The organism is Sphingomonas sabuli (assembly GCF_014352855.1).
GTDB lineage: Bacteria > Pseudomonadota > Alphaproteobacteria > Sphingomonadales > Sphingomonadaceae > Sphingomicrobium > Sphingomicrobium sabuli.
Map to the genome: position 1 here is coordinate 144,151 of NZ_CP060697.1, position 26,452 is coordinate 170,602.

Consider the following 26,452-nt stretch of genomic DNA (forward strand, 5'->3'; position numbering starts at 1 on the left):
AAAGCCATGAACCACCAGGAAATGACCCAGAAGATCGCCCGCGGCGACGGCTTCATCGCCGCGCTCGACCAGTCGGGCGGATCGACGCCGAAAGCGCTCACCGGCTACGGCTATCAGGGCAATGAATGGTCGGACGACGAAGCGATGTTCGGCCTTATCCACGACATGCGCACGCGCATCGTCAAGGCGGACAGCTTCGCCAGCGGCAAGGTCATCGGCGCCATCCTGTTCGAACGGACGATGGACGGGGAAATCGACGGCAAGCCGGTGCCGCAGGTGCTGATCGACAAGGGCATCGTGCCGTTCATCAAGATCGACAAGGGCCTGGAAGACGAGGTCGACGGCGTGCAGCTGATGAAGCCGATGCCGACCGTCACCGACCTGCTGATCCGCGCCCGCGACCTCGGCGTGTTCGGGACCAAGGAACGCTCCGTCATCAATCTTGCCAACGCCGAAGGCATCCGCCGCGCCGTCGAACAGCAGTTCGATGTCGCCCGCCAGGTGCTGGCCCACGATCTGGTGCCGATCATCGAACCCGAAGTCAGCATCAAGAGCCCGGAACGCGCAGAGGCCGACCGCATGCTGCTGGCTGCGATCCTCAGCCAGCTCAACTCCATTCCCAACGGACAGCAGGTGATGCTGAAGCTGACGCTGCCGCACGAAGCCGGGCTGTTCCAGCCGCTTGTCGACCACCCAAAGGTGCTGCGCGTCGTCGCTTTGTCGGGCGGGTTCAGCCGCGCCGAAGCCTGCGCCGAACTGGCCAGAAACCCCGGCATGATCGCCAGCTTCAGCCGCGCGCTCCTGTCCGATCTCCGTCACGACCACAGCGATGACGATTTCGACCGTACGCTCGGCACGGCGATCGGCGAGATTTACGACGCTTCGACGGCGCGCGTCCCGGGCTGATCTTGGACGAGGTCGCCCGCGACTTTGCCGACAGTTTCGCGCCCGGCGACGGGGGCGGATGCAGCCTGTACCTGATCAGCCCGCAGGATGTCGGCGGCGCTTTTCCCGACCGCCTGAAGGCAGCGCTGGAGCCCGGGCTGGCCACGGCTTTCCAGTTGCGGGTCAAGGACACGGACGAGCATGAACTGGCGCGGCTCGCCGAGCCGCTGCAGCGGATTTGCGCCGACGCCGAGGTCGCGTTCATCGTCAACGACAGCATCGAGTTGGCGAAGCGGCTGGGTGCGGACGGCGTGCACCTTGGCCAGGGCGACGGCGACATCGCCGATGCGCGCCGCGCGCTCGGGCAGGCGGCGCAGATCGGCCGCACCTGTCACGACAGCCGTCATCTGGCGATGGAAGCGGGCGAGGCGGGAGCCGACTATGTCGCGTTCGGCGCCTTCTACCCGACCACGACCAAGCCGTCCGACTATCGCCCGGACCCGTCGATCCTGGCCTGGTGGTCGCGACTGTTCGAACTGCCCTGCGTCGCCATCGGCGGGATCACCGCCGACAATGCCCACCCGCTGGTCGAGGCCGGCGCGGATTTCCTCGCTGTCTGCCAGGCGGTGTGGGGGCGGGACGACCCGGCCACGGCCGTGCAAGCGTTCAAAGAGGTGCTTGGCGGCTGATCGTCAGACGAATGGCCGTTCGCGGTACCATTTGGTGACGATATATTTGACGCCGGCTTCGACCGGCTGGCCTTCGTGGACCATCACCGGGTTCGGACGGCCGCTATCGTCGACGTTATTCCAGGTGATCAGCCGTCCCGGATGCGGCTCCAGCGCCAGGTTCAGTCGCCGGAAGGCCGTCACCCCGCCGCGTTCCGGCCGGTTGAGGAAGATCATCGCCGTCCACGTGCGCTGGCCGCCATGGCTTTCATACTCCGGCCAATAGGGCTGGTCGGTGAAGAAGAAGTCGCAATGCTCCTTGAACTGCTGGCCGACGTGATAGCGCTGGCCCTGCAGCGGTTCGCCCAAGGCCGGGTCGAGCCCGAGGAGATCGGAGATGCGCTCGTTGACCGACGCGACCACCGGATCGGCGCCATCGAAGTAACAGGTGTAGCTGGTCCGCATCCCCTCGTACTTTTCCTTTTCGAACAAGGGGGAGGGGACGGAATTGGCGTCGATCCGGTCGCATAGCGCGCGGCACACGTCGTCGGTGAGGAAGCTGTTGGCGACGTAAAGCTGCCCCTTGTCCTGCGGCGCGGTGGTCAATTGCCACAGGCCGCCGGTGCGGTTGAGCTTGTTGCCGACTGCGCGCGTGAATTCGGCGCGAAGGTCCGAACGCTCGTCGTCGAACCGTCCCGCCGGCGGGTTGTACCTGGGGTTCGGATCGGCTTCCGACATGGCCGCAATCTGCGGCCTTTTTGCGCTTTTGCCAATCGCTCGCGCCGGACGCTGGAAACTCCGGTCGATTTTATCGTTCCAGCCTTGTAACCAAGTCGAGGATGGAGGGCAGCGCTGTCTTTGCGTTCTAGGGATGCACGCCGCCGGCGCGACCGCGGCGATCGCACGATCACGGTCATCGCCACCGCGGTGGTCACGTTTATCCTGACCAGTGCGGTCTGGATCTTCGTGTTCAACATCATCAACGCGCCCAAGGTCGAAACCTCGGGCGAAGTCGCGGAGGTGAAGCCGTCGGGCGAGCCCGCCGTCGCGGTCGCGGAAGGCGTCGTGGTCGGCCCGGCGGGGCTGGCCATCCCGGTGATGGGCATTCAGCCGACCGACCTGGTCGACACCTACACGCAGGCGCGCGCGGGCGGGGCGCGAAGTCATGACGCCATCGACATCATGGCCGCGGAAGGCACGCCGATCGTCGCGGCCGCGCCGGGTACGGTCGAAAAAATCTATTACAGCGACGGCGGCGGCGGAAAGACCGTCTACGTCCGCTCGCAGGACGGGCGCTGGAATTATTATTACGCGCACCTCGCGTCCTACGCGCCGGGCCTTACCGAGGGGCAGCGGATCAGCCGCGGCCAGCTGCTTGGCCGCGTCGGCCATACCGGCAACGCTAGCCCGGACGGCCCGCACCTGCATTTCGCGATTAACCGCATGGCCGCGGGACAGAAATGGTATGATGGCGATCCGGTGAACCCGTACCCGCTGCTTGCCGGAAAACGGGTCAGCGGCTAGAGGCCGCCGCAACCCTTCCTACCCAGTAAAGCGAGCGATCCATGAAGATCAGCGGCGTGGACATCCGTCCCGGCAATATCATCGAATATGAAGGCGGCATCTGGCGCGCCGTAAAAATCCAGCACACCCAGCCCGGCAAGGGCGGCGCTTACATGCAGGTCGAGATGAAGAACCTCGTCGACGGCCGCAAGACCAACGTCCGCTTCCGCAGCGCGGAGACGGTCGAACGCGTGCGGCTCGATACCAAGGATTTCCAGTATCTCTATCGGGACGGCGACCTGCTCGTGTTCATGGACAAGGATACGTACGAACAGATTTCCATCCCCGAGGAAGTGATCGGCGAGCCCGCCGCCTTCCTTCAGGACGGCATGGACGTGGTTCTCGAACTCTATGAGGAGCGGCCGATTTCGGTGCAGCTGCCGAGCCAGATCGAAGCGACCATCGTCGAGGCCGACGCGGTGGTGAAGGGGCAGACCGCCTCGTCCAGCTACAAGCCGGCGATCCTTGACAACGGCGTGCGCGTGATGGTGCCGCCGCATATTTCCAGCGGAACGCGGATCGTCGTCGATCCCTACACGCAGGAATATGTGAAGCGCGCGGATTAAGCGCGGCGCATGGTTTCCCATTCCGGCCTGATCACCGTCATGCAGCGCGCCGCCCGCAAGGCGGCGCCGCGCATGCGCCGCGACTTCGGCGAGGTCGAGCATCTGCAGGTCAGCCGCAAGGGGCCGGCCGACTTCGTGTCGATGGCCGACAAGCGCGCCGAACAGACGGTGGTCGACGAACTTCGCCATGCGCGGCCGGATTGGGGCCTGTTGCTGGAAGAAGGCGGGGAGATCGCCGGCAACCCGGACAAGCCGCGCTGGGTCGTCGACCCGATCGACGGCACGTCCAACTTTCTGCACTCCATCCCGCATTTCGCGGTCTCGATCGCGGTGCAGGAGCCGGTTCCGGGCGGCAAGGGCTGGAAGGACGTCACCGCCGGCATCGTCTACCAGCCGCTGACCGACGAGGCTTTCTGGGCGGAAAAGGGCAGCGGCGCGTGGCTCGACGACCGGCGTCTTCGCGTGTCGGCCCGGCGCGACCTGTCGGAAGCGCTGGTCGCAACGGGTATTCCCTACAAGGGGCACGGCAACCTTAAACGGTGGGACAAGATCCTCGACGCGGTCTCGCCGGAAGTGGCCGGTATCCGCCGTTTCGGCTCCGCCGCGCTCGACATGGCGTGGGTCGCCGCCGGCCGTTTCGACGGCTTCTGGGAAGAAGACCTCAAATTCTGGGACATCGCCGCCGGGATCATCCTGGTGAAGGAAGCGGGCGGCTTCGTCAGCGACTTTCGCGGCGCGGACACCGGCCTTGCCAATGGGCAGGTGCTGGCCGCCAACGACCAGCTCCATTCCAAGCTGCACAAGCTGGTCGGCGGATCGCTGCGCTAGGATTTTGCGGACCGGACGAGCCGGGCAGGCGGCCGCGGCGTTTCGGAACGCCTCGCCCTGTCGGCACCGCTGCGGGCGACCACAGCCCCGTCGATTAGCCGTCAACGTGCCGTTGCGGGTCATTTTCGCGATTCCAGATGTTGCCCAGCAAGGGGCAGCGTCCTAGAGAACCGCCAAGTCTCGCCCGCACCGGAGTTTCCCTTGGCAAGCGCTGCCGTCGCCTATCTGCCGATCCTGCTGTTCCTGCTGGTCGCGCTCGGCCTGTCGGGCGCCTTCGTCGTGCTGCCGATGATCGTATCGCGATTCACCGGGGCCCATGCGCCCGATCCGCAGAAACTGGCCGAATATGAATGCGGCTTCCCGGCGTTCGAGGACAGCCGTTCGCAGTTCGACGTCCGCTTCTACCTCGTCGCCATCTTGTTCATTGTCTTCGACCTCGAAGCCGCGTTCCTGTTCCCCTGGGCCGTCAGCCTGGCCGGAACCGGTCTGGCCGGGTGGGGCGCGATGATGATCTTCCTGGCCGAACTGGCGCTTGGTCTTGCCTATGCGTGGAAGAAGGGAGCGCTGTCGTGGGAGTAATGCTCGATCCGCGGCACGACCCGATGCCGACCGAGGAAGAGATTGCGCGCGCCGCCGGCCTGCTTCCCGGCGATACCGACCGCGCCCTGTTCGAAGCGATGCGCGAACAGCTCGACAAGAAGGGGTTCATCACCGCCAGCGCGGAAGATCTCGTCACCTGGGCTCGCACCGGTTCCCTGTGGTGGATGACCTTCGGCCTTGCCTGCTGCGCGGTCGAGATGATCCACGTCAACATGCCGCGCTACGACCTTGAACGGTTCGGTGTCGCGCCGCGCGCGTCCCCGCGCCAGTCCGACGTGATGATCGTCGCCGGCACCCTGTGCAACAAGATGGCTCCGGCGCTGCGGCGGGTTTACGACCAGATGGCCGAACCGCGCTATGTCATCTCGATGGGCAGCTGCGCCAACGGCGGCGGCTATTATCATTACAGCTATTCGGTAGTCCGGGGCTGCGATCGCATCGTGCCGGTGGACATTTACGTGCCGGGTTGCCCGCCGACCGCGGAAGCCTTGCTATACGGCATTCTCGCCCTGCAGCGGAAAATCCGCCGCGAAGGCACGATCGAACGCTGATGGCTGTCGCTGCCCACGTCCCGACGTTCGCCGACATCCCGGCCGACGCCTTCTCCGGCCTTGCCGGCGCGCGGCCGCGCGACGGGCTGGAAACCGCGTTCGACGTCGACCGCGGCGACCTTGTCGCGGTGCTGACCGCGCTTCGCGACACGCACGAATATCAACAGCTGATGGAAATCGCCGGGGTCGACTATCCCGACCGTGCCGAGCGGTTCGAGGTGGTCTACTGCCTGCTGTCGCTGACGAAAAACCACCGCGTCCGCGTCCATGTGTCGACCGACGAGACCAGCCCGGTGCCCAGCGTGACTGGCCTGTGGCCGGTGGCCGGCTGGCTCGAACGCGAAGTGTTCGACATGTACGGCGTCCCGTTTTCCGGCAATCCGGACCTGCGCCGCATCCTTACCGATTACGGTTTCGAAGGGCATCCGCAGCGCAAGGACTTTCCGCTCACCGGCTATGTCGAGCTGCGCTATTCGGAAGCCGACAAAAGGGTGGTCTACGAACCGGTCGACCTGCCGCAGGACTTCCGCTCGTTCGACTTCCTGATGCCGTGGCAGGGGCCGGAATATCAATTGCCGGGCGATGAAAAGGCAAAGCCGGAAGAAACCGGCGCGCCGTCGACCGCAGCCGCTCCGACCGGTGATGTGAAGCAGAACCCCAAGACCAGCGCAGACGTGCCCAAGACGACCGAAAAGCCGAGCGATACCGGCGGCGGCGCCCCGGCCAACCGCGAAGCCAAGAAGGCCGCGCGCAAGTCGAACGCGAAGAAGGCCGAAAACCAGGTCGACAAGGACGACAGCCAGGTCGCCCAGCCCAATCCCAAAAGCCCTAACCGGCGCCGGCCGACGGGGGGCGCATGAGCGACACGCGCACCGTAGAAATCGGCGTCGGCATGCCCGGCACCGACATCGCCGCCGCCGGCAATCCTGGCGACGAGACGATCAACAATTACACCATCAACTTCGGGCCCCAGCATCCGGCCGCGCACGGCGTCCTGCGGCTGATCATGGAGCTTGACGGCGAGGTCGTCGAACGTGTCGATCCGCACGTCGGCCTGCTCCATCGCGGCACCGAAAAGCTGATCGAATACAAGACCTACGCGCAGGCGCTGCCCTACTTCGACCGGCTCGATTACTGCTCACCGATGTGCATGGAGCACAGCTTCGTGCTCGCGGCGGAAAAGCTGATGGGCCTCGAGATCCCGCTGCGTGCCCAATACATCCGCACGATGATGGCGGAACTGACCCGCATCAAGAACCACATGCTCAACCTTGGCGCGCACATCATGGACGTCGGGGCGATGACCCCGAACCTGTGGCTGTTCGAACTGCGCGAAGACCTGATGCAATTTTACGAGCGCGCGTCCGGGGCCCGGATGCACGCCAATTATTTCCGTGTCGGCGGTGTCCGCGCCGACCTTCCGGAAAAGCTTTACGCCGACATCGGCGACTGGCTCGATAACCGCTTCAAGCTGTTCGAGGACGCGATCAGCCTGGTTGCCGACAACCGGATCTTCAAGCAGCGCAACGTGGACATCGGCACAGTCAGCAAGGCCGACGCGATCGCCTGGGGCTTTTCGGGCCCGATGATCCGCGCGTCGGGCGTGCCGTGGGACATCCGCCGCTCGCAGCCGTACGAAGTCTATGACCGAATGGATTTCGATATCCCGGTCGGCACGCAAGGCGATTGCTACGACCGTTTCATGGTCCGGGTCGAAGAGGTGCGCCAGTCCGTGCGCATCATCCGCCAGTGCCTGAAGGATATACCGCCCGGCCCGGTCGGCACCGAGAACCAGAAGGTCTTCCCGCCGCGCCGCGCCGAGATGAAGACTTCGATGGAAGCGCTGATCCATCACTTCAAGCTCTATACCGAGGGCTATCACGTTCCCGCGGGCGAGGTTTATGTCGCGACCGAAAGCCCGAAGGGCGAATTCGGCGTCTACCTCGTCGCCGACGGCACCAACCGGCCCTACCGGTGCAAGATCCGCCCGACGGCTTTCTCGCACCTGCAGGCGATGGACTTCATGATGAAGGGCCACATGCTGGCTGACGTCACCGCCGTATTGTCGGCCATCGACGTCGTATTTGGGGAGTGTGACAGATGAAGACGCTTTCACTCGTTGGAATTCTCACCGCGGCCCTCGCCGTTCCCTCGATCGCCCCGGCGGCGCCCAGCGTCCGCGGCGCGATCACCGTTCCGGCCGAAGGCGTCGCCCAGCGGCTGATCGCCGCCATTCGTGGCGAGCGCCTGTTCGCGGAAAAAGACTTCGTCCAGCCGCTGGCGGCCGCCGACAAGCAGGTCCTGCGCAACTTCGGCGCTTGCGACGTCGCCTATTTCGGTCACCCCGCGGACGCGGCGATGGACAATCTTTCGGCCAAGCAGCTGGTCAGCGCCAGCGAAGTGACGCTCGACCCCAACCGGGTGCTGGTGCGCTTCAATTGCGACGGCGTGTCGACGGAAACGCCCGTCGGCCTGACACTGCACCTGGTCGATAACAGGATCGCCAAGGTCGAGGCGCACAACGCCGACCTCATGAAAGCGCGTTAATGGCGGCAAACCGGCCCGTTGAAGACCCCGAGGTGCTGGCGAAGTTCAAGGACTTCGCCTGGACCGGCGACTACGCTCAGAAAGCGAAGGTCGCGATCGGGAAGTATCCGGAAGGGCGGCAGGCCTCTGCCGTCCTGCCTCTGCTCGACCTTGCCCAGCGCCAGGTCGGCGAAGCGACGGGTACGCAGGGCTGGTTGCCGATCCCGGTGATGGAATTCGTCGGCCGCGAGCTCGGTATGCCGTTCATTCGCGTGCTGGAGGTCGCCAGCTTCTACACCATGTACAACCTGGCCCCGGTCGGGAAATATCACGTCCAGGTGTGCGGCACGACGCCCTGCATGCTGCGCGGGTCCGACGACGTTCTCGCCGCCTGTTACAAGCGCGGGCTGGAAAAGGGCCACACCACCGCCGACGGCCTGTTCACGCTGACCGAAGTGGAATGCCTTGGCGCCTGCGCCAATGCGCCGATGGTCCAGATCAACGACGACAATTACGAGGATCTCACCGAAGCCAGCATGGCCGCGATCCTCGACGCGCTGGCCGCCGGCAAGACACCGCCGCCGGGCCCGCAGGTCGATCGGCAGACCAGCGCGCCGGAAGGCGGCCCGACCAGCCTCAAGAAGATGACCGAGCGCAACTACGACTATCGCTCGCAATGGGCGGATTCGGCGCCGGCCGGAGGCGAGGCATGAGCGTCGTCGCCATCCTCATCGCCATCGTCCTTGGCATCCTTGCGCTCAAGCTGATTGTCGGCGTGCTGAAGTTCGTCGTCGTCGCGGTGATCGTTGCCGCCGTGATCATCTTCCTGACGAGCAGGGGCGGCTGATGGCCTACACCGGACCGCTCGGCGACAAGGATCGCATCTTCACCAACGTCTACGGTTTCCAGTCGGCGATGCTCAAGGCCGCGCGCCAGCGGGGCGACTGGGACGATACGGCCAAGCTGATGCAAGCCGGGCAGGACGCGATCATCGACGCGGTCAAGGCGTCGGGCCTGCGCGGCCGCGGCGGCGCGGGCTTTCCGACCGGCATGAAGTGGGGCTTCATGCCCAAGGAGCCGACGCCCGGGAAACCCAATTTCCTGGTCATCAACGCGGACGAATCCGAACCGGGATCGTGCAAGGACCGCGAAATCATCCGCCACGATCCGCACAAGCTGATCGAAGGCGCGCTGATTGCCGGCTTCGCCATGCGCGCGCGGGCCGGCTACATCTACATCCGCGGCGAATTCATCCGCGAAGCGCAGGTGCTCGAGGCCGCGGTCGCGGAAGCGTACGACGCCGGTCTGCTGGGCAAGAATGCGGCCGGATCGGGCTATGACTTCGACCTGTTCGTCCACCGCGGCGCCGGCGCCTACATCTGCGGCGAAGAAACCGCGATGCTCAACAGCCTTGAAGGCAAGAAGGGCCTCCCGCGGTTGAAGCCGCCGTTCCCGGCGGGCGCGGGCCTCTACGGCTGTCCGACCACGGTCAACAACGTCGAAAGCATCGCCGTCGTCCCGACCATCCTGCGCCGCGGCGCGGCCTGGTTCGCCGGGCTCGGCCGCGAGAAGAACGAGGGCACCAAGCTGTTCCAGCTGTCGGGCCACATCAACACGCCCTGCGTGGTCGAGGAAACCATGGGCATCAGCTTCCGCGAGCTGATCGATCGCCATGGCGGCGGCGTCCGCGGCGGGTGGGACAATCTGCTCGCCGTCATTCCGGGCGGATCGTCGGTGCCGCTGGTGCCGGCCGCACAGATCATCGATGCGCCGATGGACTTCGACGGACTGAAGGAACTGGGTTCGGGCCTTGGCACCGCGGCGGTCATCGTCATGGACAAGTCGACCGACATCGTCCGCGCGATCAGCCGCATCAGCTATTTCTACAAGCATGAAAGCTGCGGCCAGTGCACGCCGTGCCGCGAAGGCACCGGCTGGATGTGGCGGGTGATGGAACGGCTGCGTGAAGGCGAAGCGACGGTCGAAACGATCGACAAGCTGCTCGACGTCACCAAGGAAGTCGAAGGCCACACCATCTGCGCCCTTGGCGACGCCGCCGCCTGGCCGATCCAAGGCCTGATCCGCCATTTCCGTCCGGAGCTTGAGCGCCGCATTGCCGAACGGCGCGCCCGCGAGCTGCTGGAGGCGGCGGAATGAAGTTTTTGCTGATCATCGGTCTCATCGCGATCGTTGCCGCGGTCGTGATGGCGATGCGTTCGAATGCTCGGGTAACAACGATCGAGCAACGCCGTGACAAGCGGCCCGATCGAGAGGGGGAGGACGAGTTATGACCGGTCTTCGTATTGTCCTGGGTTTGGCCGCCATCGCGATGTCATCTGCGGCCGTCGCTGAACCGCCGACCGGTTCGCGGCTGGGCAAGCGCACGATCAGCCAGGGCGTCGCTTTGAGCACGCGCGACGTCGCCATCGGCGCGCGCAACATGGCCGACTGCATGTATTCGCGGCACAAGGCCGACGCGCTGGGCCTTCTGAATGCCGCCAGCGCGGACGAATCCCGCATCTATTTCCGCCGCGTGGGCGGTGAGTTCTCATGTTCCAGCCTGATCGCGGGCAACGACCTCGTCGATACCCGCACGGTGTCCTATCCGCAGGACATCCTGCGCGGCATATTCGCGGAAGAAGCGCTGCAGGCCATGGGCGCGTCCGTTGCCGCCTTGCAGCCGCTGCCGCTGGAACAGAAACGCTACATCCGGCCGTGGTTCGCGGCGACCAACCGCAACGGCACCGTCGATGAAATGGCGGTGTGCATCGCCGACACCAACCCGGCGGCGATCGTCAAGTTGGTCGGCACGGATCCGGAAAGCAGCCGCGAGGACGTGGCGTTCGAGGAACTGACGCCGACCCTTGGCCAGTGCCTGGTCGTTGGCGCGAAGCTGCAGGCGAGCCGCCAGGCCCTGCGCGCCGCGCTCGCCGACGCGCTCTACCAGCGCCTGCGCAATCCCGCGCTGTCGCTGCCGATGGCGGAGGCTGCCGCAAGATAATGCCCAAGGTTACCGTCGACGGCGTTGAAATCGAGGTCCCGCAGGGCGCTACCGTCCTGCAGGCGTGCGAGCTGGCGGGGAAGGAAATTCCCCGCTTCTGCTATCACGAACGCCTCAGCATCGCGGGCAATTGCCGGATGTGCCTGGTCGAGGTCGCGCCCGGCCCGCCCAAGCCGCAGGCAAGCTGCGCGTTGCCCGCCGCCGACGGCCAGGCCATCCGGACCGACAGCGCGATGGTCAAGAAGGCGCGCGAAGGGGTGATGGAGTTCCTGCTCATCAATCACCCGCTCGACTGCCCGATCTGCGACCAGGGCGGCGAATGCGACCTGCAGGACCAGGCGATGGCTTATGGCCGCAGCTTCTCGCGCTATGACGAGAACAAGCGGGCGGTCGACGACAAATATATGGGCCCGGTCATTAAGACCGCGATGACCCGCTGCATCCAGTGCACGCGCTGCGTCCGCTTTGCCGAGGAAGTCGCCGGAGTGCCGGAAATCGGCATGCTCTATCGCGGCGAGGACGCGCAGATCACCACCTACCTCGAAAGCGCGGTGACCAGCGAGATGGCCGGCAACCTGGCCGACGTCTGCCCCGTCGGTGCGCTGCTGCAGAAGCCGCAATTGTTCGAGGCCCGGCCGTGGGAGCTGCGGCGGGTACCCGCGATCGACGTGATGGACGCGGTCGGCTCCAACATCCAGCTCGACGTCCGCCAGCGGCAGGTGATGCGGATCCTCCCGCGCGTCCATGAGGACGTCAACGAGGAATGGATTTCCGACCGGACCCGCCACCATGCCGACGCGCTGGTGCGCAACCGGCTCGACCGGCCGTGGGTGCGCGAAGGCGGCAAGCTGCGCGAGGCGGACTGGACTGAGGCGCTGCGCATCTTTGCCGACAAGCTCAAGGATGCGGGCAGCAGCGTCGCGGCGATTGCTGGCGACCTCGTCGACGCGGAAACCATGTACGCGGCCAAGGCGCTGCTCGCCGGACTGGGCTCGACCCTGCTCGAAGGACGGCAGACCGGGCTGGACTATGACGTCACCAATCTCGGGTCGGTCAACTTCAACTCCACCATCGGCGGCATCGAACAGGCTGACGCGGTCCTTCTGATCGGCAGCAATCCGCGCTGGGAAGCGCCGCTGGTTGCGACCCGCCTGCGCAAGGTGGCGAAAAAGGGCGGCAAGATTTTCGCCGTCGGACCCGACGTCGACATGGCAATGCCGGTCGAATTCCTCGGCGACGACCTGAAGGTGCTGGGCAAGCTTCCCAAACATGTCGCCGAAGCCTTTGCAAAGGCGGAGCGTCCGGCGGTCATCATCGGCGCCGGCGGGCTTGCCGCCGGGGCGTTTGGGGCCGCGCTGGCGCTGGTCGACACGCTTGGCCTGATCAAGGGCGACTGGAACGGCTTCAACGTCCTCCACACCTCCGCGTCGCGGATGGCCGGACTGATGCTCGGCTACGGGCAGGGCGGGGGGCTGGCGACAGTCGAGAAAGCCAAACCGGCGGTCGCGATCCTGCTTGGTGCCGACGAAATGCCGGCCGCCCGGCTGGCGGGTGCGTTCAAGGTCTACATCGGTCACCACGGTGACAATGGCGCGCGGCAGGCGGACCTGGTGCTGCCGGGCGCGGCCTACACCGAAAAGCACGGTACCTACGTCAATACCGAAGGCCGGGTGCAGCGCGGCGAAAAGGCTTTGTTCCCGCCGGGCGAGGCGCGCGAGGACTGGACGATCTTCCGCGCGGTCTCGGACCTGCTTGGCAAACCGTTGCAATTCGACACTTTTGCTCAGCTTCGTGCCGCGATGGTCGAGGCTGTTCCGGCGCTCGGTACGGACGGGCTGGTGAAGTTCGACTTCGCGCCGCCTGAGCTCGACAGCAAGGCGAGCGGGACCGTCGGCTATGCGGTCAAGGATTTCTACCTGACCAACGCGGTAACCCGTGCCAGCCCGACGATGCACATCTGCTCGCAGGAAATCCTGCACGGCCAGGTGGAAACGCTCGAGGCCGCCGAATGAGCGCGATCCGCGACTTCTGGTGGACCTTCTTCCATTCGCCCACCGCGGCTTTCCAGTCGCAGGGCATGGAATATGGCTGGGCCTGGTTTCTGTCGATGATCATCGGCATCCTCGTCATCGCTTTGCCGCTGATGCTCGCGGTGGCGATGATCATCTATGCCGATCGCAAGATCTGGGCGGCGATGGCGCTTCGCCGGGGCCCCAACGTAGTCGGTCCGTGGGGCCTGCTGCAAAGCTTCGCCGACGGCCTCAAGGTGTTCCTCAAGGAAACCATCGTTCCGTCGGCGGCGAACAAGGGGCTGTTCATGCTCGCCCCGATCGTCGCCTTCACCGTCGCGCTGATCGTCTGGGCGGTGATCCCGTTCGACGTCGGCGTGGTGCTGGCCGACATCAATGTCGGGCTGCTCTACGTGCTCGCGGCAAGCTCGCTCGGCGTCTATGGCGTGATCGTCGCGGGCTGGGCATCCAACTCCAAATATCCGTTCTTCTCCGCCCTTCGCGCGGCGGCGCAGATGGTCAGCTATGAAGTGTCGATCGGCTTCGTCCTGATCAGCGTCGTGCTCTACGCCAACAGCTTCAACCTGACCGACATCGTCATGGCCCAGAAGGGCAATGTGCTCGGCATCCTCAACGGCTTCGGGTTCAACCCTCTGCTGTTTCCGATGGCGGTCGTGTTCCTGATCAGCTCGATGGCCGAAACCTTCCGCACCCCGTTCGACCTGGTCGAGGCGGAAAGTGAGCTCGTCGCCGGTTTCCAGACCGAATATTCGTCGATGAGCTTCGCGCTCTTCTGGCTTGGCGAATATGGCAACGTGATCCTGATGTGCGCCCTGAACGCCATCCTGTTCTGGGGTGGGTTCCTGCCGCCGATCGACTGGGCGCCGCTTTACGTGGTGCCCGGCATCCTGTGGTTGTTCGCCAAGATCTGTTTCTTCTTCTTCGTCTTCAGCTGGGTGAAGGCGACCGTGCCGCGCTATCGCTACGACCAGCTGATGCGGCTCGGCTGGAAAATCTTCCTGCCGCTGTCGATCCTGTTCGTCGTCATCATTTCCGGCTGGCTGATGCTGACCCGCTATGGAGCCGCCGCATGATCGCGCACTGGATCAAGTCGTTCACCTTGTGGGAGTTCGTGAAGGCCCACTGGCTGACGCTGCAATATTTCTTCAAGCCGAAGGCGACGATCAACTACCCGTATGAAAAGTCGCCGCAGGGCCCGCGCTTTCGCGGCGAACATGCGCTGCGCCGTTATCCCAACGGCGAAGAACGCTGCATCGCCTGCAAGCTGTGCGAAGCGATCTGCCCGGCGCTGGCGATCACAATCGAGGCCGAACCGCGCGAGGACGGCAGCCGCCGGACCACCCGCTACGACATTGACATGGTCAAATGCATTTACTGCGGGCTGTGTGCGGAGGCCTGTCCGGTCGACGCCATCGTCGAGGGGCCGAACAGCGAATTCGCGACCGAAACGCGTGAGGAGCTGCTCTACAACAAGGCCAAATTGCTGGCCAACGGCGACAGGTGGGAACAGGCGATTGCCGCCAACCTTGCCGCCGATGCCCCCTACCGATAAGCGCGCCGCCAAGGGGTATTCCAGGACTTGATCGCACTCATCGCCTTTTACCTGTTCGCCACCGGGACGCTGGTGCCGGCCGTGTTCGTGATATTCGCGCGCAACCCGGTCCACAGCGTGCTGTGGCTGATCCTCGCCTTCTTCAACGCTGCCGGGCTGATGTTGCTCGTCGGGGCGGAATTCATCGCCCTGCTGCTGGTGATCGTTTACGTCGGCGCGGTCGCGGTGCTGTTCCTGTTCGTGGTGATGATGCTCAACATCGACTTCGCCAAGTTGCGGTCGGGATTCAGCCGCAACCTGCCGTTCGGGATCATCCTTGCCCTCGTCCTGCTGGTCGAAATGCTGGTCGCGGCCAGCGCGTGGAAGGCGATGCCGGGGATCAGCGCCGGCGCGCCGGTCGAATCCGAAGTGCCAAACATCACCGCTTTGGGTGAACTGCTCTACAGCCGCTACCTGTTCCCCTTTGAAATCGCGGGCCTGATCCTCCTGGTCGCGATGATCGGCGCTATCGTGCTGACTCACCGCAGCCGCGGTGACGCGCGCGGCCAGAACGTCGGCAGGCAGGTTCGCCGCGACCCGGCCGAGGCGGTCAAGCTGACCAAGCCCGGCGTCGGCAAGGGGATGGAGCTGTGATCGGGCTGGGCCATTATCTCGTCGTCGCGGCGATCCTGTTCGTGCTCGGCGTGCTCGGCATCTTTCTCAACCGCCGCAACGTCATCCTGATGCTGATGGCGATCGAACTCATCCTGCTCGCGGTGAATATCAACCTGGTCGCCTTCTCGGCCTTCCTCGGCGATCTCGCCGGACAGGTGATGGCGATGTTCGTGCTCACCGTCGCTGCCGCCGAAGCCGCCATAGGGCTCGCCATTCTGGTCATCTTCTTCCGCCGCAAAGGCTCCATTGCGGTCGACGCCGCCGACAGGATGCGCGGCTGATGGGCATCGGGCTCTCCCTCGAACTGATCGTCTTCCTGCCGCTCGTCGCCGCGCTCATCGCCGGCCTCGGCGGACGCTGGATCGGCGAACTGGCGGCCAAGGCGGTGACCACCGGCGCACTGTTCATCGCCGCGGCCCTGAGCTGGCCGATCTTTTTATCCTACGTCGCCGGCGGCGCCGAGGCGCAGGTCGTGCCGGTGCTCGACTGGATCCGCTCGGGCGACCTCGTCGTCGATTGGGCGCTGCGCGTGGATTCGCTGACCGCGGTCATGCTGGTGGTCGTCACCACCGTGTCCAGCCTCGTCCACCTCTACAGCTGGGGCTACATGGCGGAAGACAAGAGCCAGCCCCGCTTCTTCGCGTATCTGTCGCTGTTCACCTTCGCGATGCTGATGCTGGTGACCGCCGACAGCCTGGTGCAGATGTTCTTCGGCTGGGAAGGGGTGGGCCTCGCATCCTACCTGCTGATCGGCTTCTGGTATTACAAGCCGTCCGCCAACGCCGCCGCGATGAAGGCCTTCGTCGTCAACCGCGTCGGCGACTTCGGCTTCTCGCTCGGCATCTTCGGCACCTTCCTGGTGTTCGGCACGGTCTCCATTCCGGCGATCCTTGCCACGGTGCCCAGCGTGGCCGGTTCGACCATCGGCTTTGCCGGCCTGCGGGTCGATACGATGACCCTGCTGTGCCTGCTGCTGTTCGTCGGTGCGATGGGCAAGTCGGCGCAGCTTGGCCTGCACACCTGGCTGCCGGACGCGATGGAAGGCCCGACCCCGGTCTCGGCCCTGATCCACGCCGCGACGATGGTCACCGCGGGCGTCTTCATGGTCTGCCGCCTGTCGCCGATGTTCGAGGCCAGCGTCACGGCCAGCCACGTCGTCACCTATGTCGGGGCGGCGACCTGCTTCTTTGCCGCCACCGTCGGCTGCGCGCAGAACGACATCAAGCGCGTGATCGCATATTCGACCTGTTCGCAGCTCGGCTACATGTTCTTCGCCGCCGGCGTCGGCGCCTATGGCGCGGCGATGTTCCACCTGTTCACGCACGCCTTCTTCAAGGCGCTGCTGTTCCTTGGCGCGGGCTCGGTCATCCACGCCATGCACCACGAACAGGACATGCGTTTCTACGGCGGGCTGCGGAAGGAAATCCCGGTCACTTTCTGGGTGATGGTCATCGGCACGCTGGCGATCACCGGCGTCGGCGTCGCGGGCGTCGGCTTTGCCGGCTATCATTCCAAGGACGCGATCCTCGAAAGCGCCTTCGCAGCGGGCAGCGTGCCGGGCGGGGTGGCCTTCTTCCTCGGCGGTGTCGCAGCGCTGCTGACTAGTTTCTATTCGTGGCGGCTGATTTTCCTGACCTTCTTCGGCGATGCCCGCTGGGCCGCGTCGGAGCATATCCAGCACGCGCTTCACGGCGATCATCACGATCATCCGGACGAAGAACATGGCGACAGCTCGCACAGCCCGGCCATGCCGCCGGCCGGCACGGGCGGCTATCACCCGCACGAAAGCCCGCTGACCATGCTGGTCCCGATCTGCCTGCTGGCGATCGGCGCGGTCGCGGCGGGCTTCGTGTTCAGCCACACCTTCCTCGATTCTAAGGAATTCTGGAACGGCAGCATCGCCTTTGACGAACATCTGGCGCACGCGATGCACGAAGTGCCGCTGTGGGTAAAATATACCGCCACCGCGGCGATGCTGATCGGCCTCGCCATCGCGTGGAACAACTATATCCGCAAACCGGGCCTCGCTGCGGGCTTCGTCGCGGCGGTGCCCGGCGTCTACCGGTTCGTCGCCAACAAATGGTATTTCGACGAGCTTTACGACGGCATTTTCGTCCGGCCCGCCATGTGGCTTGGCGGCTTCTTCTGGAAGCGCGGCGATGAAGGCACGATCGACCGGTTCGGCCCGCACGGCGCGGCTGTCGCGGTCGGCGTCGGCAACCGCGTCACGACCCGGCTCCAGTCCGGCTATCTGTACAGCTATGCCCTGATCATGCTGCTCGGCCTGATCGGCGCGGCGACCTGGGCCTTGTGGTGGGCGCGATGACCGGCGTGCCCGTGCTGTCGATCCTGATCGCGCTGCCGCTGCTCGCCAGCGTCCTGTGCCTGTTCGTCGGTGCCAACGCCGCGCGGATGATTGCCCTTGGGACCACGCTGGTCGCCTTTGCCATCGGCATCTGGATGTGGCTCGCCTTCGTGCCCGGCGGCGCGCAATGGCAGTTCACGGAATTCGTCGATCTTGGCGGCGGCCTCAACTGGGCGCTCGGCATCGACGGCATCGCGCTGTTGCTGACCGAACTGACCCTGTTCCTGATGCCGATCTGCATCGGCGCCAGCTGGCGCTCGATCGAACGGCGCGTACCCGAATATATGGCGGCCTTCCTGTTGATGGAGGCGTTGATGGTCGGCGTCTTCGCGGCGCAGGACCTGTTCCTGTTCTATGTCTTTTTCGAAGGCGGCCTGATCCCGATGTACCTGATCATCGGCATCTGGGGCGGCGCCGACCGGATCAAAGCCAGCTACAAGTTCTTCCTCTACACGCTGCTCGGCTCGGTGCTGATGCTGATCGCGATGATCTACATGGTCGCGGACGCCGGAACGACGTCGATCCCGCAGCTGATGGCGTACGATTTCCCGCCGGAGGTGCAGCAATGGCTGTGGCTGGCCTTCTTCGCCAGTTTCGCGGTGAAGCTGCCGATGTGGCCCGTCCACACCTGGCTGCCCGACGCGCACGTGCAGGCGCCGACCGCCGGTTCGGTAATCCTTGCCGGCGTCCTGCTGAAGATGGGCGGCTACGGCTTCGTCCGTTTCTCGCTGCCGATGTTCCCGGACGCCTCGGCCCAGTTCATCCCGCTGATGTTCATCCTGTCGGGGATCGCGGTCGTCTACACCTCGCTGGTGGCGCTGGTGCAGCGGGACATGAAAAAGCTGATCGCTTATTCGTCCGTCGCGCACATGGCGTTCGTGTCCTTCGGCCTGTTCGCGCTCAACCGCCAGGGGATCGAAGGCGCTCTGGTGGTGATGCTCAGCCACGGCCTCGTGTCGGGCGCGCTCTTCCTGATTGTCGGCGTCATTTACGACCGCATGCACACGCGCGAAATCGCGCAATATGGCGGGCTGTCGAACAACATGCCGGGCTATGCCCTGCTGTTCATGCTGTTCACCATGGCCAGCGTCGGCCTGCCGGGGACCAGCGGCTTCGTCGGCGAATTCCTCAGCCTCGTCGGGACCTACGAAATGTCGACCTGGGCGGCGATCGTCGCCACCACCGGCATCATCCTTGGCGCCTGCTACATGCTCTACCTCTACTGGCGTGTTGCGTTCGGCGTTGCGCGCACGGAACAGGCGGCGGCGATGACCGACCTCACCGCGCGCGAATGGTGGCTGCTCGCCCCGATCGCGGCCGGCGTGATGTGGATGGGCATTTACCCGGAAAGCTTCCTCGCCCCGATGCGCAACGACGTCGGCTACATCCTCGAACGGGTGGAGCCGGCTGCGCCGAAGGGCGATTCCGCGCTGGTTCGCGGAAAGGCTCCGGCGCCGGCGGCCGAGGCAGCCCATGAACCTGCGGGAGCGGCGCATTGATCGACTATCTCGCCCCGATCCTGCCGGAGGTTATCCTCGCGCTCGGCGCGATCGCCCTGATGCTGGTCGCCGCTTTTGGCGGCCGCCGTTCGACTCCGGTCACCACCTGGGTCGCCGTACTGCTGCTGCTCGGTGCCACCGCCGCACTGATCGGCGCGCCGTCGAACGACGGGCCGCTGTTTGGCGGGCTGGTATCGGCGGACTGGTTCTCCAGCTTCGGCAAGGCGATCATCTTCCCCGCGGCTGCGGTCGCGGTGCTGATGGCACACGGCTGGTTCGAACGCGGCACCGAACATAGCGCCGAATATCCGGTGCTGATCCTGTTCAGCGCCGTGGGCATGGCGGTGATGGTCTCCTCGACCAACCTCATGTCGCTTTACGTCGGCCTCGAACTGTCCAGCCTCTCGTCCTACGTCCTTGCCTCCTACCGGCGGATGGACGACCGCTCGGCCGAAGCGGGCCTCAAATATTTCGTGCTCGGTGCGCTGGCCAGCGGGATCCTGCTCTACGGCATCTCGCTGCTCTACGGCTTCACCGGCTCGATGAACTATTCCGGCCTTGCCGCCGCCTTCGCCCGCGAAGGCGCGCAGTCGATGGGCCTGCTGTTCGGCCTCGTCTTCCTGCTTGCCGGCATCGCCTTCAAGGTCAGCGCGGTGCCGTTCCATATGTGGACGCCCGACGTCTACGAAGGCGCGCCCACGCCGGTCACCGCTTTCTTCGCCACCGCGCCGAAGGCCGCGGCGATCCTGATGGGCGTGCGCGTGTGCATCGAAGGGCTGGGCCCGGCAATCGACGCCTGGCGGCAGATCATCATCTTTGCCGCGCTCGCCTCCATCTTTCTCGGCGCGGTCGCCGCTTACGGTCAGACCAATATCAAGCGGCTGCTGGCCTATTCGTCGATCAACAACGTCGGCTTCGCCCTCGTCGGGCTGGCGGCGGGCGGCACCGCCGGCACTTCGTCGGTCCTGTTCTACATGGCCGTCTATGTCGTGATGACGATCGGCGCGTTCCTGTGCGTCCTGTGGATGCGCGATGCCAATGGCGAACCGGTCGAGGACATGGCCAGCCTGGCCGGCCTGTCGCAGCGGCGGCCGGCCTTTGCCGCGGCCTTCGCGGTCTTCATGTTCAGCCTGGCCGGCATTCCGCCGCTGTTCGGCTTCTGGGCCAAGCTGGTGGTGTTCAATGCCGCCGTCGGCGCCGGCCTGATCGCGTTGGCCGTGGCCGGCATCCTCGGCACTGTGATCGGCGCTTATTATTATCTGAAGGTCGTCAAGATCATCTACTTCGACGATCCCGCCGAACCCTATGCCCGCACGCGGGAGCCGGTCGAAGGCGTGCTGATGGCGGTAGCGGCAATTGCCGTGTCGCCGCTCGGCTATCTGCTCATCGGGCCGCTCGGCTCGCTCAGCGACCGTGCCGCCGGGGCGCTGTTCTGAGCCGAATCCGGATCGTCGACGCAACCGGTTCCACCAATGCCGACCTGCTGGCCGACCGTGGCGCGGTCGAAGGCGACTGGCTGGTCACGCTGGACCAGACGGCGGGGAGGGGGCGGCAGGGCCGGTCTTGGATCACCCGGCCCGGCAATTTCTTCGGCAGTACGCTCGTCGTCCTGCGCGCCGGCGATCCGCCGCCGCAATCGCTGTCGCTGGCCGCCGGACTGGCGCTGATCGAAGCGGCGGAAACCGCCGTCGGCGGCCAGCCGCTGCAACTGAAATGGCCCAATGACCTGCTGCTCGGCGGGGCCAAGCTGGCCGGTATCCTTCTCGAACGCCACGGCGACCGCGTGGTCATCGGCTTCGGCGTCAACCTGGCGGACGCCCCAGCGGTCGAGGGCCGCGCGCTGGCCCACCTCGACGGCCGCATCGCGCCGCAGGCGTTCGCGCCGTTGCTTGCCGGGGCGATGAGCCGGATGCTCGGCCTGTGGCGGTCGAGCGAGCCTGACCTGTTCGCCCAGGCCTGGCTTGCCCGGGCTCACTCGGTCGGGACGCAGATCGCGGTTCACTCCGGCGATGCCGAGAGGGTAAGCGGCCGCTTCGACGGCATCGATGCCGACGGAACGCTGCGCCTGCGCCTCCCCGACGGGACGGTGCGCAAGGTGCATGCCGGCGACGTCGAGTTGTGAACCGGGCGACCGGACGCTAGGCCCCCTCGCATGCTTCTCGCCATCGACGCCGGGAATACCAACATCGTCTTCGCTCTGGTCGAGCGCGGCACGGTTCGTGCGCGCTGGCGCATCGCCACCGACCCGCGGCGGACGGCGGACGAATATGCGGTCTGGCTGCGCCAGCTGCTCGACCTCGAAGGCTTCAAGTCGGCGGACGTGACCGCGGTGATCATCGGTACGGTGGTCCCGCGCGCCACGCACAATTTGCAGGTGCTGGCGAACAAATATTTCGGCACCGCCGCGCTGGTCGCGGGGCAGGGCGATGCGGGCTGGCCGATGGCGCTGGACGTCGAAGAACCGCAAAGCGTGGGCGCCGACCGGGCGCTCAACGCGCTGGCTGCCCATGCCAAGCATGACGGCGTGCTGGTGGTGGTCGATTTCGGCACGGCGACGACCTTCGACCTCGTCGGCGCGGACGGCGCCTATCGCGGCGGCATCATCGCGCCGGGCATCAACCTGTCGATCGACGCGCTGGTCAACGCGGCCGCCAAGCTGCCTCGCATCGCGATCGAGGCCCCCGCGGACGACAGCGTCATCGGGCGGACGACCGAAAGCCAGATGCTGATCGGCATCTACTGGGGTTATGTCGCGATGATCGAGGGGCTGGTCGAACGCCTGAAGCGGCAGGTCGGCGCGCCGGTCACGGTCATCGGCACCGGCGGCCTCGCCACCCTGTTCGACAAGCGCACCAGCGTGTTTGACGCGGTTGAACCCGACCTTACCATCCAGGGGTTGAGCCTGCTGTACGATCAGGTCTCGGGCAAAGCATGATCCCCAAGGACGAACTTTTGTTCTGCGCGCTCGGCGGGTCGGGCGAGATTGGCATGAACGTCAATCTCTACGGCTGCCAGGGCAAATGGCTGATGGCGGATCTCGGCCTGACCTTCGCCGATCCCTATTACCCCGGCATCGACCTAATCCTGCCGGAACTCGAATTCATCGAGGAGCAGCGCGACCGGCTTGCCGGCATCGTCCTGACGCACGGTCATGAAGACCATATCGGAGCGCTCCCCTACCTGGCCGAAGAACTCAAGGTGCCGCTTTATGCGACGCCGTTCACTGCCGGGCTGATCGCGTCAAAGCTGGAAGAAGAGGGGCTGACCGGGATCGTCCCGCTGAACATCGTCGAACGCAACGGGACGGTCGACATCGGCCCGTTCAAGGTCCGCTTTGTCGCGCTTGCCCACTCTATTCCAGAAGGCAACGGCCTGCTGATCGAAACCGCGCACGGCCGCGTTTTCCATACCGGCGACTGGAAGATCGACGACACGCCGGTACTGGGCAATCCGTCGAGCGCCCAAACGCTGACCGCGATCGGCGACGAAGGCGTGCTGGCGCTGGTGTGCGATTCCACCAACGTCTTTCAGGACCAGGCGTCGGGGTCGGAAGCGAGCGTCTACGATGGCCTCCGTGATCAGGCTGCCAAGGCCCCGGGCCGAGTGCTCGTCACCACCTTCGCATCCAATGCCACGCGGCTGAAGACGCTTGGCGACGTCGCGGTTGCGACCGGCCGCCGGCTGTGCGTAGCGGGCCGCTCGCTCGACCGCATTCTGGGCGTCGCGCAGGCGACCGGCTACCTGCTCGATTTCCCGCCTGTGCTGTCGTTCGAGGAAGCGATGCGGCTCGACCGGCGCGACGTGATGATCATCGCCACCGGCGGGCAGGGCGAACCCCGCGCGGCGCTCGGGCGCATCGCATCCGGCAACCACGAATTGAAGCTGGTCGAAGGCGACACCGTCATCTTTTCGTCGAAGATCATCCCCGGGAATGAAATCGCCATCGGTCGCGTGATGAACGCGCTGTCCGACCTGGGCGTGGAAATCGTCACCGAAAAGCAGGCGCACGTCCACGTGTCCGGCCACCCGGGTCGGCCCGAACTGGCCGCGATGTACGATTGGATCCGCCCGCAAATCCTGGTCCCGGTCCACGGCGAACCACGCCACCTCGCCGAACAGGCCCGTTTCGGCCTCGCCAACGGAATTCCGCAGGCGATCGAACAGCGCGACGGCGATATCGTGCGCCTGGCCCCTGACGGCCCGGAAAAGGTCGGCGAAGCGCGGGTCGGTCGGCTGGTGCTCGACGGCGACGTCATCCTGCCCGCCGACGGCGCGACCATCGTCGAACGGCGGCGGATCGGCCTCAACGGCCTGATCACCGTTACGCTGGCCATCGGGCCGGGGGGAAAGCTGGCGGCATCGCCGCACGTGCAACCGTTCGGCGTGCCGGTGGAAGAGGACCGCGAAGACTTCATCGCCGACGCCACCACTTCGGCCGAACGCGCCTTTTCCGGCAAGGACGAGGAGAAGATGCGCGAAGACGTCCGCCTTGCCGTGCGGCGGTGCGCCAACGCCTGGACCGGCAAGAAGCCGATCGTCGACGTCACGGTGGTACGGGTCAGGGCCTGATGCGCTGGACGTCGATCGTCGCCATCTATTTCCTGTTCTTCGTCGCCAGCGCCTTCATCCTGCTGCCGTTCGGCATGAAGACAAGCGAGGAAGTGGGCGCCGACCTGGTGCCCGGCCAGGCCGACAGTGCGCCGCACGAATTCGACCTGGTCCGGCACCTGCTGCGCGCCGCCGGGCTCGCGGTGCTGCTGACCGGGCTGTACACCCTCAATTACATCTACGGCTGGATCGAGCCTGAAGACCTCGACCTGTACCGCCGCATCTACGGCTAGGGCTGGCGGCGGCGGTCCAGCGATTCCGACAGGGCCGCGTACAGTTTGCCCATGTCCGACGACATCAGGGTCACCGCGATCGCGCCGCCCTCGCGCTCGGCCATGACCCGGCGCAGCATCGCCTCGAAATCGTGGATGTAGCGGTTGACCGACTGCTGGAACTCGCCGTCGGACTCGTAATGCGCGCGGATCGACCGGGCCTCGCTCGACCCGATCAGCCGCGCCGCCCGGCGGGTGAACACGCCGCGGTCGCCCTTCAGATAGGAATCCCACGCCTTTTCGTCGGTTTCCTCGGACAGGATCTTGCCCACGTCGATCGACGCCGAATGCATCGAATCGATCAGTAGGGAGACGCGGCGGGCGAAAGTCTCGCTGTCGCCCTCGCGCCGCGCTTCCTGCTGCTTCTCATAATGCTCTTCCAGCGCGGTCGCGCTCTGGCCCAGCACCAGCATCTGCTGGGTCAGCCGGTCTGTCGCGCTGCGGGCCGATTCGACCGCGCGCGCCGCGACCGCTTCGACGCCGCGCAGGCGCTCCTCGATGGTCTCGCTGATGACTTTTTCCAGTGCGGCGCGGGTCGCGTCGGAAAAGCCTTCGGCAGATTCGGGAATGATCGCGGCAATCGCCTCGCGTGCCCGCTGCGAGGCATGGCTGGCGGCTTCCTTGATCTGGACCATCGCGTCGACCAGCGCCGGCCCGGTTTCCGCCTGGAATTGCGCCGCCTGCGCGTGGGTGTCGGCAATCGCGCCGGACAGGCCCGACAGGTTTTCGCGGGCGCCGCCGACTCCGTCGTCGAGCGTCGCGAGCAGTGCCGCCAGCCGGTCCTGCTGGTCGGCGATGGTCGTGCCGGTCTCGCCCAGCCGCTCGCTGGCTTCGCGCGCGGCATCGCGCATCCATTCGATTTCGGGCCGGATCGAGCGCGCCGCGTTGACCAGGTGGTCCGCTTCGCTGCCGGCTTCGGTGATGGCTTGGCCCAATTGGCCGCGGATCTTGCCCGACAATTGTTCGACGACCGTGCGCAGCGCCTCGGTGCGCTCGGCCAGGCTTTCGATCGACTGGTGATGGTCGTCGCTGGCCTGGGCGATAGCCGCGACTTCGCCGCGCGACTTGGCAAGTAGGGCGAGCAGGGGCTGCGCGCGCTCGTTGCCGCTTTGCGCGACAGAGGCGAAATGCTGGTCCAGGTCGCCCAGCGCGCGGCCGATTTCGGCCACCATGTGCTGCGATGCGCGATCCTGTTCGGCGACTCGCGATGACAGGGTGTCGAGCGCGGCGTTGGCCGCGTTGACGTTGCCGGCCAGCGATTGCGACGCGTCGACGCCGGCGCGGTTCATGCCCGCGGCGGCCTGCTGCACCAGCGCGGACACGGCCTGCGATTGCGTGTCGATCCCGGCGCGGATCTCGTCGAGCGCGGCGGATGTCCGTTCAAGCAACTGGTCGAGCGTCGACGACAGGCTGGTTTCCGCTTCGCCCACGCGCTCGGCCGCTGCCGCGCCGGCGCTTTCGATCTGTGTCAGGTGCCCGATCAGCCGTTGCGACGCGGCCGACACCGCCTCGTCGGCCTCGCGGGTGCGCTGGGTCAGCGCGCCGACCTGCGCGTCGAATTCGCCGGTGCGGGTCGCCGTCTCGCTGGCGGCTTCGCGCAATTGGGTCGAAATCGCCCGCGCATGCTCCTCGGCGCGGGGAAGGTCGTCGAGCAGGACGGCGATGTCGGTGCGCGCCAGCTCGGCCGCGCGGTCCAGCGCCTGGCCATGCCGGGCCAGCCGTTCGCTGCTGGAATCGAATTCGCGGGTGATTCCGCCCAGCTTGTTGCTGGCGTCGTCGCCAAGCTGCATCAGGCGGCTGCTGATCATCGTCAGCTCGGACCGGCTGTCGTTGATCCGCCGCGACAGCACCTGCAGCAACGCTTCCAGCGACCGCGCCTCGGTGCGCATCGTGATCACCGACCGGGTGAAGCGCTCGGCTTCCTTGCGCCGGGTGCGGCCGAACACCAGCCAGGCGAGGCCGAGCAACGCCAGTGGGCCGGTCGCGATAGCAGCCCATTGCGCAAAGGCGGGGGAGCCGAGCGGCTCGCTCGCGAGCGCCTGGCCGGCCGCCCAGCCGATATAGGCCGTCCACAGGATCGCCAGCAGGCCGAGAGCGATGGCCAGGACCTTGCGCCCGCCCGCGCTGGCCGGACCGTCGTCGATGTCCGGCTGGCTCCACCCGGTCAGGTCGAACCCTTCGTCGCGGACGACGTCATCACCGCTCTGCACGGGCGGGGCCGGCGACTCGATACGGTCGGCGGGGGCGGCGTTGGGGCTGGTCGCGGTCATGACCGGCAATTTAC

General features: G+C 65.8%; 29 protein-coding genes. 27 read left to right on the plus strand and 2 right to left on the minus strand.

The window, feature by feature from the left end:
• Positions 1-6 precede the first annotated feature (6 nt).
• Both H8M03_RS00770 and thiE read left to right on the plus strand, forming a co-directional pair.
• Positions 7-906 carry a fructose bisphosphate aldolase gene (locus H8M03_RS00770; protein WP_187479888.1) on the plus strand — a complete coding sequence of 300 codons (900 nt, stop codon included), beginning with the start codon at positions 7-9 and terminating at the stop codon, positions 904-906.
• 2 nt (positions 907-908) lie between these two features.
• Positions 909-1,574, plus strand: coding sequence for a thiamine phosphate synthase (gene thiE, locus H8M03_RS00775; RefSeq protein WP_246448953.1), 666 nt, complete (start codon positions 909-911; stop codon positions 1,572-1,574).
• 3 nt (positions 1,575-1,577) lie between these two features.
• On the opposite strand, the gene H8M03_RS00780 is transcribed toward thiE, so the two are convergent.
• Complete coding sequence (locus H8M03_RS00780) at positions 1,578-2,291, minus strand: 2OG-Fe(II) oxygenase (protein WP_187479889.1); 714 nt, start codon at positions 2,289-2,291, stop codon at positions 1,578-1,580.
• Positions 2,292-2,411: 120 nt separating this feature from the next.
• On the opposite strand from H8M03_RS00780, the gene H8M03_RS12635 reads away from it, so the two are divergent.
• The 25 genes from H8M03_RS12635 to H8M03_RS00905 all read left to right on the plus strand — a co-directional run bounded on the left by H8M03_RS12635 (position 2,412) and on the right by H8M03_RS00905 (position 24,129).
• Complete coding sequence (locus H8M03_RS12635) at positions 2,412-3,077, plus strand: M23 family metallopeptidase (RefSeq protein WP_246448955.1); 666 nt, start codon at positions 2,412-2,414, stop codon at positions 3,075-3,077.
• Positions 3,078-3,118: 41 nt separating this feature from the next.
• Complete coding sequence (efp, locus tag H8M03_RS00790; RefSeq protein WP_187479890.1) at positions 3,119-3,682, plus strand: elongation factor P; 564 nt, start codon at positions 3,119-3,121, stop codon at positions 3,680-3,682.
• Between the two features lie 9 nt (positions 3,683-3,691).
• Positions 3,692-4,510, plus strand: a complete 819-nt coding sequence (locus tag H8M03_RS00795) for an inositol monophosphatase family protein (RefSeq protein ID WP_187479891.1) — start codon at positions 3,692-3,694, stop codon at positions 4,508-4,510.
• 201 nt (positions 4,511-4,711) lie between these two features.
• Complete coding sequence (locus tag H8M03_RS00800) at positions 4,712-5,089, plus strand: NADH-quinone oxidoreductase subunit A (protein WP_187479892.1); 378 nt, start codon at positions 4,712-4,714, stop codon at positions 5,087-5,089.
• The gene (locus H8M03_RS00805; protein WP_425506853.1) at positions 5,080-5,661 is read left to right on the plus strand and encodes a NuoB/complex I 20 kDa subunit family protein; all 582 of its coding nucleotides are present in this window, start codon (positions 5,080-5,082) and stop codon (positions 5,659-5,661) included. The genes H8M03_RS00800 and H8M03_RS00805 overlap by 10 nt, the downstream gene beginning before the upstream one ends.
• Positions 5,661-6,521, plus strand: a complete 861-nt coding sequence (locus H8M03_RS00810) for an NADH-quinone oxidoreductase subunit C (RefSeq protein WP_187479894.1) — start codon at positions 5,661-5,663, stop codon at positions 6,519-6,521. The genes H8M03_RS00805 and H8M03_RS00810 overlap by 1 nt, the downstream gene beginning before the upstream one ends.
• A gap of 32 nt (positions 6,522-6,553) precedes the next feature.
• Positions 6,554-7,765 (plus strand): NADH-quinone oxidoreductase subunit D, encoded by a 1,212-nt coding sequence (locus H8M03_RS00815; protein ID WP_187480886.1) that lies wholly within the window; start codon positions 6,554-6,556, stop codon positions 7,763-7,765.
• Positions 7,762-8,208: a hypothetical protein gene (locus H8M03_RS00820; protein ID WP_187479895.1), complete on the plus strand. Its 447-nt coding sequence runs from the start codon at positions 7,762-7,764 to the stop codon at positions 8,206-8,208. The genes H8M03_RS00815 and H8M03_RS00820 overlap by 4 nt, the downstream gene beginning before the upstream one ends.
• Positions 8,208-8,900: a complex I 24 kDa subunit family protein gene (locus tag H8M03_RS00825; RefSeq protein WP_187479896.1), complete on the plus strand. Its 693-nt coding sequence runs from the start codon at positions 8,208-8,210 to the stop codon at positions 8,898-8,900. Before H8M03_RS00820 ends, H8M03_RS00825 begins: the two co-directional genes overlap by 1 nt.
• Complete coding sequence (locus H8M03_RS00830; protein ID WP_187479897.1) at positions 8,897-9,034, plus strand: hypothetical protein; 138 nt, start codon at positions 8,897-8,899, stop codon at positions 9,032-9,034. The genes H8M03_RS00825 and H8M03_RS00830 overlap by 4 nt, the downstream gene beginning before the upstream one ends.
• Positions 9,034-10,344: an NADH-quinone oxidoreductase subunit NuoF gene (gene nuoF / locus H8M03_RS00835; protein ID WP_187479898.1), complete on the plus strand. Its 1,311-nt coding sequence runs from the start codon at positions 9,034-9,036 to the stop codon at positions 10,342-10,344. Before H8M03_RS00830 ends, nuoF begins: the two co-directional genes overlap by 1 nt.
• On the plus strand, positions 10,341-10,478 hold the full coding sequence (locus tag H8M03_RS00840) for a hypothetical protein (protein ID WP_187479899.1): 138 nt from the start codon (positions 10,341-10,343) through the stop codon (positions 10,476-10,478). Before nuoF ends, H8M03_RS00840 begins: the two co-directional genes overlap by 4 nt.
• 38 nt (positions 10,479-10,516) lie before the next feature.
• Entirely contained in the window at positions 10,517-11,188 is a 672-nt protein-coding gene (locus H8M03_RS00845; protein WP_187479900.1) for a hypothetical protein, read from the plus strand.
• Positions 11,188-13,200: an NADH-quinone oxidoreductase subunit NuoG gene (nuoG, locus tag H8M03_RS00850; RefSeq protein ID WP_187479901.1), complete on the plus strand. Its 2,013-nt coding sequence runs from the start codon at positions 11,188-11,190 to the stop codon at positions 13,198-13,200. The genes H8M03_RS00845 and nuoG overlap by 1 nt, the downstream gene beginning before the upstream one ends.
• Positions 13,197-14,291, plus strand: coding sequence for an NADH-quinone oxidoreductase subunit NuoH (gene nuoH, locus H8M03_RS00855; RefSeq protein WP_187479902.1), 1,095 nt, complete (start codon positions 13,197-13,199; stop codon positions 14,289-14,291). Before nuoG ends, nuoH begins: the two co-directional genes overlap by 4 nt.
• Positions 14,288-14,770 (plus strand): NADH-quinone oxidoreductase subunit NuoI, encoded by a 483-nt coding sequence (gene nuoI / locus H8M03_RS00860; RefSeq protein WP_187479903.1) that lies wholly within the window; start codon positions 14,288-14,290, stop codon positions 14,768-14,770. Before nuoH ends, nuoI begins: the two co-directional genes overlap by 4 nt.
• Before the next feature lie 27 nt (positions 14,771-14,797).
• Positions 14,798-15,403 carry an NADH-quinone oxidoreductase subunit J gene (locus H8M03_RS00865; RefSeq protein ID WP_187479904.1) on the plus strand — a complete coding sequence of 202 codons (606 nt, stop codon included), beginning with the start codon at positions 14,798-14,800 and terminating at the stop codon, positions 15,401-15,403.
• Positions 15,400-15,705, plus strand: a complete 306-nt coding sequence (gene nuoK / locus H8M03_RS00870) for an NADH-quinone oxidoreductase subunit NuoK (RefSeq protein ID WP_187479905.1) — start codon at positions 15,400-15,402, stop codon at positions 15,703-15,705. Before H8M03_RS00865 ends, nuoK begins: the two co-directional genes overlap by 4 nt.
• Positions 15,705-17,750, plus strand: a complete 2,046-nt coding sequence (gene nuoL, locus H8M03_RS00875) for an NADH-quinone oxidoreductase subunit L (protein ID WP_187479906.1) — start codon at positions 15,705-15,707, stop codon at positions 17,748-17,750. Before nuoK ends, nuoL begins: the two co-directional genes overlap by 1 nt.
• The gene (locus tag H8M03_RS00880) at positions 17,747-19,288 is read left to right on the plus strand and encodes an NADH-quinone oxidoreductase subunit M (RefSeq protein ID WP_187479907.1); all 1,542 of its coding nucleotides are present in this window, start codon (positions 17,747-17,749) and stop codon (positions 19,286-19,288) included. Before nuoL ends, H8M03_RS00880 begins: the two co-directional genes overlap by 4 nt.
• A gap of 59 nt (positions 19,289-19,347) precedes the next feature.
• A complete protein-coding gene (nuoN, locus tag H8M03_RS00885) occupies positions 19,348-20,724 on the plus strand; it encodes an NADH-quinone oxidoreductase subunit NuoN (protein ID WP_246449269.1) in 1,377 nt (458 codons plus the stop codon).
• A 47-nt stretch (positions 20,725-20,771) separates the two neighbouring features.
• On the plus strand, positions 20,772-21,410 hold the full coding sequence (locus H8M03_RS00890; RefSeq protein ID WP_343070922.1) for a biotin--[acetyl-CoA-carboxylase] ligase: 639 nt from the start codon (positions 20,772-20,774) through the stop codon (positions 21,408-21,410).
• A gap of 30 nt (positions 21,411-21,440) precedes the next feature.
• Entirely contained in the window at positions 21,441-22,223 is a 783-nt protein-coding gene (locus tag H8M03_RS00895) for a type III pantothenate kinase (RefSeq protein ID WP_187479908.1), read from the plus strand.
• Positions 22,220-23,857: a ribonuclease J gene (locus H8M03_RS00900; protein ID WP_187479909.1), complete on the plus strand. Its 1,638-nt coding sequence runs from the start codon at positions 22,220-22,222 to the stop codon at positions 23,855-23,857. Before H8M03_RS00895 ends, H8M03_RS00900 begins: the two co-directional genes overlap by 4 nt.
• Complete coding sequence (locus tag H8M03_RS00905; protein ID WP_187479910.1) at positions 23,857-24,129, plus strand: DUF1467 family protein; 273 nt, start codon at positions 23,857-23,859, stop codon at positions 24,127-24,129. The genes H8M03_RS00900 and H8M03_RS00905 overlap by 1 nt, the downstream gene beginning before the upstream one ends.
• Here H8M03_RS00905 and H8M03_RS00910 read toward each other — a convergent pair.
• A complete protein-coding gene (locus H8M03_RS00910) occupies positions 24,126-26,438 on the minus strand; it encodes a coiled-coil domain-containing protein (protein ID WP_187479911.1) in 2,313 nt (770 codons plus the stop codon). The two genes, H8M03_RS00905 and H8M03_RS00910, sit on opposite strands and share 4 nt — an antisense overlap.
• Positions 26,439-26,452 lie beyond the last annotated feature (14 nt).

Coding starts and splice junctions, on each gene's coding strand:
- H8M03_RS00770 (WP_187479888.1), top strand. CDS start 7: ATGAACCACCAGGAAATGACCCAGAAGATCGCCCGCGGCGACGGCTTC.
- H8M03_RS00780 (WP_187479889.1), bottom strand. CDS start 2,291: ATGTCGGAAGCCGATCCGAACCCCAGGTACAACCCGCCGGCGGGACGG.
- efp (WP_187479890.1), top strand. CDS start 3,119: ATGAAGATCAGCGGCGTGGACATCCGTCCCGGCAATATCATCGAATAT.
- H8M03_RS00795 (WP_187479891.1), top strand. CDS start 3,692: ATGGTTTCCCATTCCGGCCTGATCACCGTCATGCAGCGCGCCGCCCGC.
- H8M03_RS00810 (WP_187479894.1), top strand. CDS start 5,661: ATGGCTGTCGCTGCCCACGTCCCGACGTTCGCCGACATCCCGGCCGAC.
- H8M03_RS00815 (WP_187480886.1), top strand. CDS start 6,554: ATGCCCGGCACCGACATCGCCGCCGCCGGCAATCCTGGCGACGAGACG.
- H8M03_RS00820 (WP_187479895.1), top strand. CDS start 7,762: ATGAAGACGCTTTCACTCGTTGGAATTCTCACCGCGGCCCTCGCCGTT.
- H8M03_RS00825 (WP_187479896.1), top strand. CDS start 8,208: ATGGCGGCAAACCGGCCCGTTGAAGACCCCGAGGTGCTGGCGAAGTTC.
- H8M03_RS00830 (WP_187479897.1), top strand. CDS start 8,897: ATGAGCGTCGTCGCCATCCTCATCGCCATCGTCCTTGGCATCCTTGCG.
- nuoF (WP_187479898.1), top strand. CDS start 9,034: ATGGCCTACACCGGACCGCTCGGCGACAAGGATCGCATCTTCACCAAC.
- H8M03_RS00840 (WP_187479899.1), top strand. CDS start 10,341: ATGAAGTTTTTGCTGATCATCGGTCTCATCGCGATCGTTGCCGCGGTC.
- H8M03_RS00845 (WP_187479900.1), top strand. CDS start 10,517: ATGTCATCTGCGGCCGTCGCTGAACCGCCGACCGGTTCGCGGCTGGGC.
- nuoG (WP_187479901.1), top strand. CDS start 11,188: ATGCCCAAGGTTACCGTCGACGGCGTTGAAATCGAGGTCCCGCAGGGC.
- nuoH (WP_187479902.1), top strand. CDS start 13,197: ATGAGCGCGATCCGCGACTTCTGGTGGACCTTCTTCCATTCGCCCACC.
- nuoI (WP_187479903.1), top strand. CDS start 14,288: ATGATCGCGCACTGGATCAAGTCGTTCACCTTGTGGGAGTTCGTGAAG.
- nuoL (WP_187479906.1), top strand. CDS start 15,705: ATGGGCATCGGGCTCTCCCTCGAACTGATCGTCTTCCTGCCGCTCGTC.
- H8M03_RS00880 (WP_187479907.1), top strand. CDS start 17,747: ATGACCGGCGTGCCCGTGCTGTCGATCCTGATCGCGCTGCCGCTGCTC.
- nuoN (WP_246449269.1), top strand. CDS start 19,348: ATGCTGGTCGCCGCTTTTGGCGGCCGCCGTTCGACTCCGGTCACCACC.
- H8M03_RS00895 (WP_187479908.1), top strand. CDS start 21,441: ATGCTTCTCGCCATCGACGCCGGGAATACCAACATCGTCTTCGCTCTG.
- H8M03_RS00900 (WP_187479909.1), top strand. CDS start 22,220: ATGATCCCCAAGGACGAACTTTTGTTCTGCGCGCTCGGCGGGTCGGGC.
- H8M03_RS00905 (WP_187479910.1), top strand. CDS start 23,857: ATGCGCTGGACGTCGATCGTCGCCATCTATTTCCTGTTCTTCGTCGCC.
- H8M03_RS00910 (WP_187479911.1), bottom strand. CDS start 26,438: ATGACCGCGACCAGCCCCAACGCCGCCCCCGCCGACCGTATCGAGTCG.